Source organism: Gulosibacter sp., assembly GCF_052090685.1.
Classification (GTDB): domain Bacteria; phylum Actinomycetota; class Actinomycetes; order Actinomycetales; family Microbacteriaceae; genus Gulosibacter.
On record NZ_JBQDBE010000008.1, the window covers coordinates 89084 to 103430 of the forward strand.

At 61.7% G+C, this 14347-nt stretch carries 15 protein-coding genes; 2 read left to right on the forward strand and 13 right to left on the reverse strand.

The window, feature by feature from the left end:
- Positions 1 to 150 precede the first annotated feature (150 nt).
- Positions 151 to 789 carry an HD domain-containing protein gene (locus ACTHXA_RS07020; RefSeq protein ID WP_441670763.1) on the reverse strand — a complete coding sequence of 213 codons (639 nt, stop codon included), beginning with the start codon at positions 787 to 789 and terminating at the stop codon, positions 151 to 153.
- A gap of 77 nt (positions 790 to 866) precedes the next feature.
- Between ACTHXA_RS07020 and ACTHXA_RS07025 the strand changes: the two genes are divergently transcribed.
- Positions 867 to 1844: a GlxA family transcriptional regulator gene (locus tag ACTHXA_RS07025; protein ID WP_441670765.1), complete on the forward strand. Its 978-nt coding sequence runs from the start codon at positions 867 to 869 to the stop codon at positions 1842 to 1844.
- On the opposite strand, the gene ACTHXA_RS07030 is transcribed toward ACTHXA_RS07025, so the two are convergent.
- Complete coding sequence (locus ACTHXA_RS07030) at positions 1841 to 2260, reverse strand: DUF4260 domain-containing protein (protein ID WP_441670767.1); 420 nt, start codon at positions 2258 to 2260, stop codon at positions 1841 to 1843. The genes ACTHXA_RS07025 and ACTHXA_RS07030 overlap by 4 nt on opposite strands.
- A gap of 9 nt (positions 2261 to 2269) precedes the next feature.
- Positions 2270 to 2677 carry a winged helix-turn-helix transcriptional regulator gene (locus ACTHXA_RS07035; RefSeq protein ID WP_441670769.1) on the reverse strand — a complete coding sequence of 136 codons (408 nt, stop codon included), beginning with the start codon at positions 2675 to 2677 and terminating at the stop codon, positions 2270 to 2272.
- A 104-nt stretch (positions 2678 to 2781) separates the two neighbouring features.
- On the opposite strand from ACTHXA_RS07035, the gene ACTHXA_RS07040 reads away from it, so the two are divergent.
- Complete coding sequence (locus tag ACTHXA_RS07040) at positions 2782 to 3630, forward strand: SDR family oxidoreductase (protein ID WP_441670771.1); 849 nt, start codon at positions 2782 to 2784, stop codon at positions 3628 to 3630.
- Between the two features lie 147 nt (positions 3631 to 3777).
- On the opposite strand, the gene ACTHXA_RS07045 is transcribed toward ACTHXA_RS07040, so the two are convergent.
- The 10 genes from ACTHXA_RS07045 to ACTHXA_RS07090 all read right to left on the reverse strand — a co-directional run bounded on the left by ACTHXA_RS07045 (position 3778) and on the right by ACTHXA_RS07090 (position 14315).
- Positions 3778 to 4677: a nitrilase-related carbon-nitrogen hydrolase gene (locus ACTHXA_RS07045; RefSeq protein ID WP_441670773.1), complete on the reverse strand. Its 900-nt coding sequence runs from the start codon at positions 4675 to 4677 to the stop codon at positions 3778 to 3780.
- Positions 4678 to 4680: 3 nt separating this feature from the next.
- Positions 4681 to 5835 carry an ABC transporter substrate-binding protein gene (locus ACTHXA_RS07050; RefSeq protein WP_441670775.1) on the reverse strand — a complete coding sequence of 385 codons (1155 nt, stop codon included), beginning with the start codon at positions 5833 to 5835 and terminating at the stop codon, positions 4681 to 4683.
- Between the two features lie 39 nt (positions 5836 to 5874).
- Entirely contained in the window at positions 5875 to 6690 is an 816-nt protein-coding gene (locus ACTHXA_RS07055; protein ID WP_441670777.1) for an ABC transporter permease, read from the reverse strand.
- Positions 6690 to 7481, reverse strand: coding sequence for an ABC transporter ATP-binding protein (locus ACTHXA_RS07060; protein ID WP_441670779.1), 792 nt, complete (start codon positions 7479 to 7481; stop codon positions 6690 to 6692). Before ACTHXA_RS07060 ends, ACTHXA_RS07055 begins: the two co-directional genes overlap by 1 nt.
- Positions 7474 to 8304, reverse strand: coding sequence for an ABC transporter permease (locus ACTHXA_RS07065; RefSeq protein ID WP_441670781.1), 831 nt, complete (start codon positions 8302 to 8304; stop codon positions 7474 to 7476). Before ACTHXA_RS07065 ends, ACTHXA_RS07060 begins: the two co-directional genes overlap by 8 nt.
- Before the next feature lie 296 nt (positions 8305 to 8600).
- The gene (locus ACTHXA_RS07070) at positions 8601 to 9221 is read right to left on the reverse strand and encodes an NTP transferase domain-containing protein (RefSeq protein WP_441670783.1); all 621 of its coding nucleotides are present in this window, start codon (positions 9219 to 9221) and stop codon (positions 8601 to 8603) included.
- Positions 9218 to 9997 carry a coenzyme F420-0:L-glutamate ligase gene (gene cofE, locus ACTHXA_RS07075; protein WP_441670785.1) on the reverse strand — a complete coding sequence of 260 codons (780 nt, stop codon included), beginning with the start codon at positions 9995 to 9997 and terminating at the stop codon, positions 9218 to 9220. The genes ACTHXA_RS07070 and cofE overlap by 4 nt, the downstream gene beginning before the upstream one ends.
- 10 nt (positions 9998 to 10007) lie before the next feature.
- Positions 10008 to 11477: an aldehyde dehydrogenase family protein gene (locus tag ACTHXA_RS07080; RefSeq protein ID WP_441670787.1), complete on the reverse strand. Its 1470-nt coding sequence runs from the start codon at positions 11475 to 11477 to the stop codon at positions 10008 to 10010.
- 43 nt (positions 11478 to 11520) lie between these two features.
- Complete coding sequence (locus ACTHXA_RS07085; RefSeq protein WP_441670789.1) at positions 11521 to 12642, reverse strand: Zn-dependent alcohol dehydrogenase; 1122 nt, start codon at positions 12640 to 12642, stop codon at positions 11521 to 11523.
- A complete protein-coding gene (locus ACTHXA_RS07090; RefSeq protein ID WP_441670791.1) occupies positions 12639 to 14315 on the reverse strand; it encodes an NCS1 family nucleobase:cation symporter-1 in 1677 nt (558 codons plus the stop codon). Before ACTHXA_RS07090 ends, ACTHXA_RS07085 begins: the two co-directional genes overlap by 4 nt.
- Positions 14316 to 14347 lie beyond the last annotated feature (32 nt).

Sequence of the window (14347 nt, forward strand, 5' to 3'; positions counted from 1 at the left end):
AACCCGGGCTTGTTTTGAGTGGTTTTCGTTTTCGCTCCCCCCCCCCCCCCGGGTTGGGGGGGGCTTTCAATCTGTTACAAATTTTTCTCCCCCCCGCCACACATTTCCGAGCCCCTTCGATATGAAGGTCGCTAAATCTGCCGCGCGAGACTACTCGGCCCAGTCGGAGCCGAGGATGACCTCAACAAAATCGCCCCGTTCGAATCCAGGCACGAAATGCTCAAGCACATCCGCCTTGACGTTCCCGAACGTGGTCGCCGGGCGTTCCTTGAGCCCCTCCGTGAAGGCGGCAAGGATGCGGTTCTTGAAGTCTGGTCGCGGGTGCGATTCAACCACCGCGGCACGTTGCTCATCGGTGATTGCGTCATACCCAATTCCCAGCACATCCAATTCCACGCCGCGGGTGACGAGTGCCACTTCCGGTGCCATGTGCAACGGGATTTCGGGCGTCGTGTGCAGCGCGATCGCGTTCCACACGGTATCGGCTTCCGAACTCGACACCCCGTATTCCGTCAAGAACCGACGTGCTTCATCGGCAGCGTCGATCTCGAATCGTTGATCGGTGCGCCCGTATTTCTCGGTGAGTCCGAGATCGTGGAACATTGCACCGACGTAGAGCAGTTCGGGATCCCAGGTGAGGCCCGACTCCTGACCACGAAGCGAACCAAACAGATACACCCTTCGCGAGTGGTGGTAGACCAGTTCTGTGGCGACGTCGCGCACGAGTTCCGTTGCGGCCTTGGCCATCGTGCTGTCGGGGATTGTGATTCCGGCGATTGTCTCAGTCATTGCGCACCTTTCTCAGATTCTGGTTGTGTTCCCAAGACTCTCAATCCGACCTACACTGGCGACATGTCCTTTCTGCCATGCTTCCCACAGCTTCAGACATGATGCACCGAGTCGGCATCTATGTGTTTGACGGGATGACGGTGCTCGATGCCAGCGGACCGGCAGAGGTATTCAGCCTCGCGAATAGTGGGGACAAGCACTACGAACTCAGCTACCTCTCTCACACGGGCGGGACTGTCCGCTCGGCGTCTGGCATCGCCATAGCCGGCACACAATCTGTGCTTGAAGTCGACTCGCTCGATACGCTGCTGGTCGTTGGTGGCGAGCACCTCGCAGGTCTGCGCTTCGAAGAAAGCATCCTCGAAGACGTCGCTACCCTCGCATCCATTGCTCACCGCGTTACGTCGGTCTGTACCGGGGCGTTCATCCTGGCGGAACTCGGCCTACTCGACGGCCGTCGCGCAACGACGCACTGGCGTCATGCATCCGAGCTTGCACGGAGGTATCCGCGCATCAATGTTGAACCGGATGTCATCCACATCCGCGACGGCAATCTCATGACCTCGGCCGGCATTACTGCCGGGATCGATCTTGCGCTGGCCATGGTGGAAGAAGATTTGGGCGCAACTGCTGCGCGAACCATTGCCCGCGAGCTCGTAATGTTCATGCAGCGGCCCGGCGGCCAGTCACAATTCTCCACGGCACTCCAGCGTCGACCGATCCATCATGACGCCTTACGATCGGTGGTCGAAACCGTTGCGGCAGACCCGGCAGACAACCACACCATTACGTCCATGGCAGCATCAATCGGTGTCAGCACGCGTCACTTGAATCGGATCTTCCATGCCGAGCTCGGTATGACGCCCTCGAAGTGGCTCGAAGAAGTGCGGGCGGATGCCGCGAGCGCCCTAATCCTCGACGGTCACCCGGTGACGCGCGCGGCTCAATTGAGCGGATTCGGCAGCGATGAATCGCTCCGACGCGCCTTCGCGCGACACTTCGGGACGACGCCGTCAGCGTTTCGAGATCGCTTCGCAACCACGCGGCGGACCTAGCCTGGCGCCCTAGCTGCTGCTGCAGCCTTGCCAATACGCCCGAGGTGCGTCTGCGAGAAATCCTCAAGTTTTAACCCGTATCCGAGCGCACGATCTACGGCAACGTGGAATGCCCAACACGCTGCAACGAGTGCCAACCACCCCGCGTCGATTCCGGCGATCGCGAGTACGGCATAGCCAAGACCGATCAGTGCCGGAGCCGTGTAATTGTGCACGAGGTTGTAGGTGAATGCGCCAGTGTGCTTACCGGCAAGGTATCCGAGTGCCGACAGATCGAACACGAGAAACGCGACCAAGAGCATCCACCACGGCTGCCCCAGCGCGATGACAACCACGACGAGCATTGCCGCGAGCGCACCATTCTCGATCCGTTGAACGCCGGCGGTCGGTACCTTGTTCTTCTGCGCGGCGTTCATGGTCGCCCCTTACTGCTGGCGCGCGGAGTTGGCGTCGTAGCTCTCTTGCGCAGCGAGCACTTGCGGTAGTTCTGCTTCGAGCATCGTGATCAGCTCGAGCATCGGTTCGGCAATTTTCGCACCCAGAGCTGTAAGTGCGTAGTCAACATTCGGCGGGATGCTGCTGTGCACCGTCCGCTCAACCATGCCGTCACGCTCGAGTTGTCCGAGCGTCTGCGACAGCATCCGGTCGCTTATGCCGTCAATCCGTCGACGAATCTCACCGAATCGCATTGGACCGTCACCGACTTGCAAGGCCGCAACCGTCAGAGCACCCCAACGGCCGGTGAGATGCTGCAGCGCCGTCCGGGAATCGCACGCGCTCGAAAACACGTCCGCGGCCAATGGCTCGGACAACTCAGATTCTCGACGCGACATAGCACCATCTTACGCGCAAATTAGTACTTACGAAATACTTGCACTTATTTTTAGTAAGTGATTCACTAGATTCACAACCTACCGAACGACGGAAAGAGACATTCATGCGCATTGCAGTTACCGGAGCCACAGGTCACCTCGGAGCCCTCGTCATCGAGCACCTCCTCAATCGCGGTGTTGCCGCAGGCGACATCGTCGCCATCGTCCGCAACGAAGCGAAGGCATCTGGCCTTGCAGCGAAGGGCATCAAGCTTGGCGTCGCAGCATACGAAGACGAAGCAGCCCTCACCGCAGCCCTCGATGGCGTTGACCGTCTCGTCCTCGTTTCTGGCAGCGAAGTAGGCCAGCGTCTCGCGCAGCACACCAACATCATCAATGCGGCAAAGGCTGCCGGCGTGAAGTTCATCGCGTACACGAGCCTTCTCAACCTCGACACCTCCGAACTCGGTCTCGCACCAGAGCACATCGGAACAGAACAGCTTCTCGCCGAAAGCGGTATCGACTACGCCACGCTGCGCAACGGTTGGTACTGGGAAAACTACGCCTCGGCAATTGACTCCGGTAAAGCCACCGGCAAGTTCTTCGGCGCCGCCGGCTCGGCGAAGGTTTCCGGTGCCGCTCGACGAGACTACGCGGAAGCCGCAGCCGTCGTCGTGACCGGTGAAAATCACGCCGGACGGGTCTACGAACTCGCCGGCGCTCCAGCGCTTACGTACCAGGGCATCGCGGATGAAGTTGCCAAGGTCATCGGCTCCGAGGTCACCTATGTCGACCAGTCGGTCGAGGACTACCAAGCCACCCTTGAGGGCTTCGGCATGCCCGCAGACATGGCCGGGATGTATGCGGGAATGGACCCGATCATCGCAAACGGGGCACTCTACTCGGAGAGCACCGACCTGCAGGACCTCATTGGTCGCCCCTCGACCTCGGTGTCTGAGGCGCTTTCGGCCTAACCCCACGGCACTGGCCGCTCAAACAACTTCGCGAACTCTCAACACATCGCTCTCAAGACCCGCCGGTTTCGGAGTTGTGTTGAGAGTTCGCATTTGCTGTTGTCATTCGAATGCCCGCGAGATTACGCGCGAACTTGCCGATTGATGCTAATCGAGCATCGATATTGGTTGGAAGCGTGTCGGCCGAACATCGCCAAGGTCGTACTCACTCACTCGACGATCTCCTAGAGGCCGGTTGAACGGGTCCGATAGGCGTCGTTCGCGCGAACCGATAGGGTCGATTTTCGCTGTGATGACTTCGGCCTCTCCGCCCGCTTCCGCGAGCAGCCAGCCGGTGTGATTCGCGATTACGCTTCGCCCAATGAAATCCTGCCCCCGCTCGATGCCGTATCGACTCGCAGCGGCGACGTAGAACTGGTTGCTGTGGGCACCTGCTGTCACCATGATGTGCGCCAGCGGCGGAGCGTCCCGTGGCTGGTGCGGATTCGGCACCCAGTCACTCGGCGCCAGCACGAGATCGGCGCCGCGCACGGCGAGGCTACGGAAGCTCTCGGGGATCCAGGCGTCGTAGCAGATGAGCATACCCACCCGACCGAAAGGAGTCTCGGCCACTGGAAATCCAAGGTTTCCCGGATCGAACGCGAGCTGCTCGGTGTTCCAGAGATGCACCTTGCGATATACCGACTCGACACCGTGTGGACTCAGAAGCACGGCGCTGTTGAAGAGTGAACCATCCGAGGTCGCTTCTCCGAAGCCACCGCAAACCCAGATGTCTAGGTCTCGGGCGAGGGTACTCCACGCACGGATGGTCGGACCATCCTCAATAGGCTGCGCGGCGGCGGCGGATTCCGCTCGATCAGCGAAGGCCCACCCGCCGCTCGCGCATTCGGGAAGCACAACGACGCGGGCACCGAGTGCGGAGGCACGGCGGATCGCCGCTTCGGTGATATCGATGTTCGCTTCGATATCACCGAGGATCGGATCCGTCTGTGCGCAGGCGACAACGATCTCTCCGGACTCTGCGGTTTTGGACGCTGTGCTTCCCACGGTCTACTTGCCGCCCTCAGTCAACTCAACTTCGAGCGGTGTGAAGCCGTCTCCTATGAGATCCGTGTCGCCGCCGTCGAGTAGCGCAACCGCGCTCTCGTGTATGTCCTGACGCCAGGCCCCCTCATCGGGCACCTGCGAAAGCACACCACCGTTCATCCCGATCTCGATCGTCTGATCCCACGCAGCCTGGTCCATCGTGCCGATCGGCGCCCCCGTCGGGTTCGGCCAGATGAGGTTATTAATCTCGTTCATCATCCAGAGCTGGTGCGTCGCGCCGAGTGCTGAGCCGCGAGCGACGACCTGGTCGACGCACGTCTCTGCGTTGTCGCGACAGAAGCTCCACCCCTGATAAGTCGCGGCAAGAAAGCGTGCCGCTATATCGGCATTATTTCCATCACCGAGCCAGTCCCCGCGCGCGTAGATGCCGTCCTCGAGTGTCTGGTAGCCGAGTTCCTGCAAGTTGATTACGTTGAAATCCTCCGGCTGATACAGTTCGCCGGTTTCAGGATTCATGGTCTCAAGCAACTGTGCGTATTCGTTGTAAGTCTTCGCTTGGACGACGTCGGCCTCATGGTTGAGCAGCAGCGACATGTCAAACGGTTGTTGGACCACCTCGAAATCTTCGCCAAATGCAACCCCCTCAGCCTCAAGCGCCGAACGTAGAGTTAGGTCGTTACCGGCACCCCATGAGCCGACCTTCAGGCCGTTGAAGTCCTGCAGCGTCTCGATGCCGTCCTCGGCCCACGACACTTCTAGGTAGGCGCCCCGCTGAAAGATTTGCGAAATGTTCACGATATCGGCAGACTCCTCGCGAGTCGCCATGCTCTTGACGACGTGGCTAACCGCGAATTCGGCGTTACCGGATGCGAGCACCTGCTGAGGCACAACGTTCGTGCCGCCTTCCTGAATGGTCACATTGAGGCACTGCTCGGCATAGTAGCCTTCGTCATCCGCGGCGAAGTACCCGGCGAATTGGGCTTGGGCGACCCACTGCAGCACAACGGTGACGTTGTCAACGGACTCGCAATGGTCGCTGCCCCCGGCTGCGTCTGCACTAGGTTCGGACATACCGCTGCATGCGGTCAGACTCGCGAGCATTAGAGCGCTCGCACCGGCCGCGAGGATGCGACTGAAGGTATTTCGTTTCATCGTCATTGATGCTTTCTGTTGAAGGGATTTCTGGAGAAGTGAGAATTAGAGCGCGGTCTGCTTCCAGGGCACGAGGATTCGACCAAGTAGCAGCACGATGCCGTACGCCGCGAGCCCGAGCAGACTCGCAGTAAGCACCGCCGCCCAAGTCAGTGTGAACTGCGACAGGGCCGCGGAATTCGCGATGAGGACGCCGAGCGCATTTGCCGTACCGCCGAAGTACTCGGCGACGATGATGCCGATCACCGATAGCGTTGCACCGACCTTGAGGCCGTCGATGAGTGATGGCAAGGCCCCGGGGATGCGCACGAAATACAACAATTGGGCGCGGGAACCACCAAGCGAGTCGAGTAGCTCGCGGTGCAGCGGCTGCACGGCGAGGAGCCCTCGCGTCGTGTTCACCATCACGGGGAAGAAGACCATGATCGCGGCCACGGCGATCTTCGAGAAGATGTTGGTCGTACCGAACCACGCGTTGAAGATCGGTGCCAACGCAACGACCGGCGCGCAGCTGATGATGGCGACGATCACGAGCACCGTCTTCGCGAATCGCTCGAAGAGGCTCACGATCAGCGACGCGATGATCGCGAGGCCAGCGCCCATGATGAGCCCGCCGAACACGGCGAGGGTCGTGACCCGCGCTGCCGACAGGAGCGTCCCAAGATCGCCGAAGAAGCGCGCCATGATCTCCGACGGCATCGGCAGGATGTAGGACGGCACGTTCGCGGCGCGCACGATGAGTTCCCACGAACCCAAGACGATGAGGCCGACCACGATCGCGGGGATCGCGTCGCGCAGCCTATCGGTCCAGGATGCGGTGGGCGCTGCCTTGCGGAGTGAAATAGCCTGCGTCGCAGTCATCACACACCTGCCGTGGTCGGTTCGAGTACGGAGTGGAGGGCCTCGCGCACTTCGGTCTCCGCGCGGTGGAACGCTTCAGAGTTGCGCGTTTCGTCGACGCGAGGGTACGGCAGGTCGATCTGGATGCGCTCGGCGATTCGGCCGGGACGAGGTGACATTACTACGACGTCGGTAGAGAGGAAGGTGGCCTCCGACACACTGTGGGTCACGAACACGATTGTCGTGCCTGTCTCGCGCCAGATGCGCAGCAGTTCGCGCTGGAGGTATTCCCGGTTCATCTCGTCAAGAGCACCGAGCGGCTCATCCATGAGCAGGATCTTCGGCTCGAACGACAGCGCCCGTGCAATCGCGGCTCGCTGCTGCATCCCGCCCGAAAGCTGTCGCGGTCGGTGGTTTTCGAAACCGTCGAGCCGCACCAGCGAGAGGAGTTCCTTTGCCCGCGCTGCACGTTCCGTTGCGCCGACTCCTGCGACTTGGAGCGGGAGTTCGACATTTTTCTGCACCGTGCGCCAGTCCATGAGGCCAGGCTGCTGGAATACCATGCCGTAGTCGCGATCCTGGCGGGCTTTCTTCGCCGGTTTGCCGAGCACAGCAACGCTGCCGCCCTCATCCGGGTTGATCAGGTCGCCGATGACTCGGAGGAGCGTGCTCTTTCCACAGCCTGAGGGACCCAGCAGCGAGACGAATGCACCCTGCTCAATCTCAAGGTTGACATCGGAGAGCGCGGCCACGGTGTTGCCGCCGACATGGAAGGTCTTGCTCGCGCTTTGAATCGAAATTGCGTTATCCATTATTACTCCTGTTCCGAAGGACGAATAGCTCGACCACGCTGATGATCTGTACGAATACGACGCCGCCGAGTGCAGCAACGAGTACGGCAGCGAAAAGGGTTTCGGGGGAATTGCTGTAGTAGTAGGCCGCGGTGAGGATCGCGCGGCCGATGCCGAGCCCTGTTCCCGCCGAGAGCTCCCCCACGATCGCGCCGATGACCGATGCAGTTGCTGCAAGCCGAAGTCCCGTGAAGAGGCTGGGAAGAGCAGCAGGGAAACGCACCCACAGCAGCACTTGTCGCCGCGAAGCCGAGATCGAACGCATGAACTCGATCTGCACCGGGTCTGGGCTATTCAAACCGGTGAGCATATTCACCACGACCGGGAAAAAAGAGAGGTAGGCCGAGATGATCGTGACGGCCACCCAGCTCGGCAGTCCGGCCGCACCAGCCCACACGACGATGATGGGTGCGAGCGCCACAAGCGGGATCGTCTGCGACATCACGAGCCAGGGCAGCAGACCCTTGCCGAGGACGACAATTTCGCGCAGTAGGACGGCGAGTACGCAGCCGATCGCGGCCCCGATGATGAGTCCGAACCCAGACTCTCGGAGCGTAACTGAGAGTTGGTTGAGGAACTCGCTGAGAAGGCTTGGCCCGCCGGCGCCGCTCGCGGGCTCGAATAGAACTCCGATGATGCTCGATAGGTGTGGCATCGCGTAGTCGGAACTCGAGACCGGCAGAGGAATCTGAGTGAACGGGATCTTGTCTCCCGTCAGTGCGCCGACTGCTTTATAGCCTTCCCAAAGCACGGCGGCACCAGCAATAACTGCAATTATGGTCAAAGTGAAACGGTAGACCGATTTGCCGAACTGCTTACTCTGGTGTGCTGTTGGACCTCGCGATGCCTTGTTGGCATTACTTGAGGGTCGAATCAAGGTGGTCTGCGTCATTGCATCCCCTTCAAAATGAACCGTTGGTTCTGTTTAATATAGCGGTTTTCAGTTGGATTGACAGCCCCTGCTGAGACCTTGTTGGCCCATGCACGGACAAACAAGAAGTGCTGCTCGGTGAAAATATGGACGTTTGGGTCGGTCGGCAGCACGCGGATCACGCGTACCGGGATCAGGGTGAACGGCGCTCAGCGGCTGAGCACGGCGTTCGCGAATTCGCGGTAGTCCTCGATCGTGTCGAGATCGATGCGCAATCCGCTCTCCCGTGGCAGCTCGATGCGCCGGAACCCTTGTTCCTCGTGACGTGCGGCGGAACCCTCGCCGAACGAGGGCATCCGCCGGCTGCTCGGATGTAGGGCAAGCATCGTGGTTCCCGTGCCCGCGCGATCGGGCACCATCGTGTCTTCACCGATCGCATGCAGCTTCCCGGCGAGTCGCGCATAGTCGCGCGAGGTCACGAACGGCAGGTCGGCGTGTGTGACGAGGAGTCGAGCATCCGGACGCCCGTGCCACACCGCGGCCATTCCCTCGCGAATGGCCGCGTTGAGACCGCCACCGGGGCGCTGCACGAGGCAGTCCACGGATTCTTCCGCGAAGTGCCCGCGCATCTCGGCATCCGACACGACGAGAACCTCGTCGATCGCACGACAAGCAAGCAACTCCCCGATCGTGCGCTGCGCAAGCCACCGGGCCAGGTCATCCACGGCCGCCGACGGGAGGGATGCGCGCAAGCGCGATTTCGCCGTCGAGAAGTCGCGGATGGGCACGATCGCCGTCCACGCCGGCCGAGACGATCCTTGCCCGGTCATGGGGACGGTTGCTTCGCGCCGTCGGCGAAGCCCGACGCGTAGGCCTCGGCCGTCCCTTGCGAGAAGAGGTCGAGGTCGGCGTCACGATTGATATCGCGAGCGCGCTCGAGTGACCCGGGCACGACCTGCGCCGCGAGGCCCCGCACGAGCGCCGCCGGAATCGCGGCAGCCTTACCCTTCACGATGTCGGTGGCGGCGGCGACCTCGTCGGCAATGCATCGCTGTGTCACCGATAGCGGCTTGCCGTCGGTATCCACCGTCCCCCGCGAATCGTCGAACACTTGGAAATTGGCGCAGCCGATTGCGATATCGGTCTGACCGTAGCGCCACGCGCGGCCCACCGTGTCGGTCACGACGATGCCCAGGTCGAGGCCCGTTCGGTCTTTCAGCTCCGCCGCGAGCCGACACGCTGAATCGTCCGGGTCCTCCGGCAGCAGCAGGATGCGGTCGCCAACGATATTGCTCGCGTCCACTCCCGCTGCCGCCGCAACGACGCCGAGGCGGTTCTCGACGATCGCCGACCCGTTGCCGCCAGGAAGCTTCGCCACGAGCCGCACCGTCTCGCGTTCGATCGCGGCCGCCCGCTCGCTCGCTGGCAGGAATCGTCCCTCCGCTTTCGAGACGATCTTGCTCGTCACGACCAGCACATCCCCCTCCTCGAGCACGCCTTCGCCGATCGCGAGCAAAAGCTCTTCGGCGAGCGAGTGCTCGGGTGTGATCTCAGGTATCCCCGAAACGGGATAAATGGAGAGGCCACCGTTGGTTAGATCGATCATGGTGTTGTGTCTAAAAGCCCGCTGGCACGCTGGGTGTGAAGATGGTCTTGAAGTGGAGGTAGGCGAGCAGCGCCTCGGCCCCCAACTCGTACCCCACACCCGAGTCTTTCCGACCGCCGAAGGGTGCCCCGATATCGAAGTTGGCGAGGTTAAACTGTACTGTGCCGGTTTCGATACGACGCGAGGTCTCGATGCCGAGGGTTTCGTCTTCGGTGAACACCGCGCCCGAGAGCCCGTAGTTCGAGTCGTTTGCGATCCGGATGCCTTCCTCGACATCACCGCTGTAGCGCGTGATCGAGATCGCGGGCCCGAACAGCTCCTCCTGGAAGATGGTCATCTCGGGTGTCACGTCCGCGAACACCGAGGGCTGCACGAAGTAGCCGCGATCGCGAATGGGCTCACCGCCAACAAGCACCCGCCCGCCCTCTGCAGCCGCAATTTCGTAGTATCGCTCGATGGATGCACGATGGCCGGGGCTGACGACGGGGCCGATCACGGTCTCAGGATCCATCGAGTGGCCGACGCGCCAGCCGCGCACTTCTTCCGCGACCGCCGCGAGCACGTCGTCGTAGATGTTGTCGGGCACGATGAGGCGCGAATTATTCGTGCACGCCTGACCGTTGTTCGAGAAGCTAAGGTCGTGCAGCTCGGTCACGAGCCGATCGACGTTCGCATCCTCGAGAAGCAGCGCGGCCGACTTGCCGCCAAGTTCGAGCGTGACCGGCTTCAGGTTCTCTCCGCAGATGCGGCCGACCTTGCGTCCGACCTCGGTCGAGCCCGTGAAGGCAATCTTGTCAATACCGGGGTGCGTCAGCAGGTGGTCACCCGTCGTGCGGTCGCACGGCACGATGTTGATGACGCCCGCGGGAACCTCGGCCTCGATCGCGGCTTCGGCGATCACGAACGAGTTGAGCGCGGTGAGTGACGCGGGCTTGATCACGGCGGTGCAGCCGGCGGCGAGTGCCGGAGCGAGCTTGAAGAACAGCGTGCTCATGGGGAAGTTCCACGGCGCGATCATCGCGACCACGCCGATCGCTTCGCGGCGAACCAGCGAGTGACCGCGGCCGGCGGGGCGGAGATCCTCGAGGTCGGTGTGCTCGATGATATCGGCATAGAAGCGCAGCAGTGCCGAGGCGGTGTCGGCGTTGCTGAACTTCGAGCGCTCGATCGGCGTCCCGACTTCCCGCGCGACCCACTCGCCGAGCTCGTCACGGCGACGCTCCAGCGCGTCCGCGAACCGGCGCATTACCGCAGCTCGCTGGAACGGCGAGTAACCGGCCCAGCCGTCGCGGTCGTTCAGCGTCGCGCGAGCAGCGGCGACGGCTCGGTCGATCTCCTCTCGACCGGCGAGCGAGTAGCTACCGATTGACTGTTCGTCGTTCGAGTCGAAGTTCTCAGCTCGTGCATCCGTGGCGGGTTCGACCCACGCACCGTCGATGTAGAGGGATTTCCGGTCGGCGTAGACCGATGTCGTTTCCATCATTACTCCAGGTAGAAATTATTCTCTCGTTGCCCCGAAGGGCCTAGTTGTTCGCGCCTGCGTGGCTTAGCACGCCGCGGAGGTTCTTGCCGGTGCGCAGATCCTCGAAGCCCTGATTGATGTCTTCGAGCGAATACTGTTGCGTCACGAGCTCATCGAGTTTGATGAGGCCCCGCTTGTAGAGGTCGAGGATGAGGGGAACATCCCGACGGGGATTGCACGAGCCGTAGATCGTGCCGCGTACCGTTTGTTCCTTGAAGACGATCTGGGTACCGGGCAGCTGCACGTTCTTCGCCATAGCATCTTGCGACATGCCCGCGAGGATCAGGCGACCGCGCTTGCCGAGGGCGCCGTAGGCCGCTGTGACGATTGGCTCGACGGTGTTGCCGGTGCACACGATCACGACGTCGGCGCCGTCGACCACGGGGTTGATGATGCGAACGTATTCGCCCGCCTCATCCATTGACGTGAAGGTCTTCGTTGCCCCGAACTGCTCGGTGGATTCGAGTTTCGCGGGGTTCGTGTCGACGAGGATGACCTCGCGAGCGCCAGCGAGCGCTGCACCCTGCACCGCGTTCACGCCCACGCCGCCCGCGCCGAGTACGAGCACGACGTCACCGGTCGCGACCTCGGCGGCATGCACTGCGGCGCCCCAACCGGTAAGCACGCCGCAACTTGCAACGGCTACTGCCGAGAGCGGGACGGTCGGGTCAACCTTGATGATCGTATTCGCCGAGACGACCGAGTACCGAGCGAAGGTGCCGAGCCCACAGTTCGCGGAGATCGTCTCGCCATCGATCGAGAAGCGGTATTTGCTGCGATCTGCCTGGCCCGGGCTGTTCACAGATTCGGTGCAGAGGTTAGAGTGTCCGCTCACGCACCAGTCGCATTGGCCGCAGGTCGGGATGAATGAGGCCGCGACGTGGTCGCCGACCTCGAGTCCCTTGACTCCCGGCCCAACTTCGCGGACGATGCCCGCGCCCTCGTGCCCGCCGACGGCGGGAAGCTCTCCGAGCCCGCCGTGGCGCAAGTGCTCGTCTGAGAAGCAGAGGCCCGCGTGCGTGAATTCGACGAGCACTTCGCCTGCCTGCGGTGGTGCGAGATCGATTTCCGTGAGGGTCCAGTCCTGTCCTGCTTCGAGGATCGTCGCTGCCTGAGTCTTCATCGTTCTTTCCTTTCGAGGTGCTGTGGTGAGGATTCGTCGGTGGCCGTATCCGCCCCAGACACGGAGTCTGGTGCAACCGCCCCGTACAGCGGCACCTGTGCGGTCTGCAGTTTGATTGCTGCGGTCATGGCGCTGTGCTCCCGTTCCGCTTCCCGCTCCGCTTCATCCAACACAAGCGACTCAGGTGGGAAGAGCTTAGTCAGCGCGAGGTACACAAGGATGCCGGTGAGGAACGCGACCGCCCAGTTGAGGTCGTACAGCGGTTTGAGGAAGGGGATGATTCCGTTCTCAGGGAAAGGCCCCTCGGTACCTGGCGCGGTATAGGCGCCGCCTGCCGACAGCACGAGCGCCATCACGAGCGCCACTATTGCGCGCCAATTGAACCCATTGCGATAGAAGTAGCGACCTTCGTGCCGGTACAGTTCTTCGACGTTGAGGTAGCGTTTGCGCACGATCCAGTACTCGGTGACAAGCACACCAGCGACGGAACCGAGGAACGCGCCCGCGACACCGAGGAACGCAAAAATGAACACGCTGTTGTTCGCCAGCAGGTTCCACGGCTGCATCAGGATCGCGATGACGCCGGTGATGATGCCGCCGATTTTGAAGGTCACCCGCTTCGGGAAGGCGTTCGAAAAGTCGAAGGCAGGCCCCACGAGGTTGGAGGCCACATTCACGGCGACCGTCGCGACGATGATGCAGATCATACTGAAGAACACGATGATGCCATTAGGGATAAGCCCGACGAGCTCTACCGGGTCCCAGATCGCCTCGCCCCAGACCTCGATCGTCGCGGAAGTCGTGAGTGCGCCGATCGTGGTGAAGGCGACGACGGTGGGCACTAGGCCGATCGGCTGGCCAACGAGGTGCGCCTTCTGCGATTTTGCGTAGCGCGTGAAGTCGGCAATGTTGACCGACATCGTGGCGTAGAACGCGATCATGCCCATGAGTGCACCGGGGAAGATTCGCCAGAATTCCGGTCCCCATCCGAGTTCGGAGGGGGCCGTGGCCATCCCGCCGAGTCCACCCGCGAGCGACATGACCCAGATCAGCAGGATGAAGGCCACGACGAGGATGAGCGGGGCCGCCCAGTTCTCGAGGTGTCGGATGGTGTCGATGCCGCGGATGAGAATCGCCATCTGAATTAGCCAGAAGATCCCGAAGGACAGCCACAGGGTCCAGGCGTGGCCACCTATCTCAGTGGCGTGACGCCAGCCGTCTCCTGCGAATACCCCGGTGAGGGTGTAGATAGCCTGTCCACCAACCCAGGTTTGGATGCCGAACCACGCGCAGGCAGAGGCCGCGCGAATGAGCGCGGGGATATTCGCGCCGCGAGTGCCGAATGCCGCTCGTGCGAAGACGGGGAATGGGATGCCGTATTTCGCACCCGCGTGGCTGTTCAGCAGCAGCGGGATCAGCACGATGATGTTACCTAAGGCGATCGTGCCCACAGCCTGCACCCAACTCATCCCCATATCGATCAGCCCGGAGGCGAGATAGTAGGTCGGGATACCGTGCGCGATACTCATCCACAGCGCGAGGTAGTTATAAGTCTTCCAGTTGCGCCCTTTGAAAGGGACCGGCGCAAGGTCCTTGTTGTATAGGCTAGTGCCCTCGATATTGGAGTTCGAGGTGAGTTCAACTCGCCCGTGTCCATCGGTATTGATGCTCATTGGAACCTTCATTCCTGACTGCTCGGGCCCGC

Excerpts from the sequence above, each read along its gene's own strand:
- ACTHXA_RS07020 (WP_441670763.1), bottom strand. The coding sequence starts at position 789 with ATGACTGAGACAATCGCCGGAATCACAATCCCCGACAGCACGATGGCC.
- ACTHXA_RS07025 (WP_441670765.1), top strand. The coding sequence starts at position 867 with ATGCTTCCCACAGCTTCAGACATGATGCACCGAGTCGGCATCTATGTG.
- ACTHXA_RS07030 (WP_441670767.1), bottom strand. The coding sequence starts at position 2,260 with ATGAACGCCGCGCAGAAGAACAAGGTACCGACCGCCGGCGTTCAACGG.
- ACTHXA_RS07035 (WP_441670769.1), bottom strand. The coding sequence starts at position 2,677 with ATGTCGCGTCGAGAATCTGAGTTGTCCGAGCCATTGGCCGCGGACGTG.
- ACTHXA_RS07040 (WP_441670771.1), top strand. The coding sequence starts at position 2,782 with ATGCGCATTGCAGTTACCGGAGCCACAGGTCACCTCGGAGCCCTCGTC.
- ACTHXA_RS07050 (WP_441670775.1), bottom strand. The coding sequence starts at position 5,835 with ATGACGATGAAACGAAATACCTTCAGTCGCATCCTCGCGGCCGGTGCG.
- ACTHXA_RS07055 (WP_441670777.1), bottom strand. The coding sequence starts at position 6,690 with ATGACTGCGACGCAGGCTATTTCACTCCGCAAGGCAGCGCCCACCGCA.
- ACTHXA_RS07060 (WP_441670779.1), bottom strand. The coding sequence starts at position 7,481 with ATGGATAACGCAATTTCGATTCAAAGCGCGAGCAAGACCTTCCATGTC.
- ACTHXA_RS07070 (WP_441670783.1), bottom strand. The coding sequence starts at position 9,221 with ATGACCGGGCAAGGATCGTCTCGGCCGGCGTGGACGGCGATCGTGCCC.
- cofE (WP_441670785.1), bottom strand. The coding sequence starts at position 9,997 with ATGATCGATCTAACCAACGGTGGCCTCTCCATTTATCCCGTTTCGGGG.
- ACTHXA_RS07080 (WP_441670787.1), bottom strand. The coding sequence starts at position 11,477 with ATGGAAACGACATCGGTCTACGCCGACCGGAAATCCCTCTACATCGAC.
- ACTHXA_RS07085 (WP_441670789.1), bottom strand. The coding sequence starts at position 12,642 with ATGAAGACTCAGGCAGCGACGATCCTCGAAGCAGGACAGGACTGGACC.
- ACTHXA_RS07090 (WP_441670791.1), bottom strand. The coding sequence starts at position 14,315 with ATGAGCATCAATACCGATGGACACGGGCGAGTTGAACTCACCTCGAAC.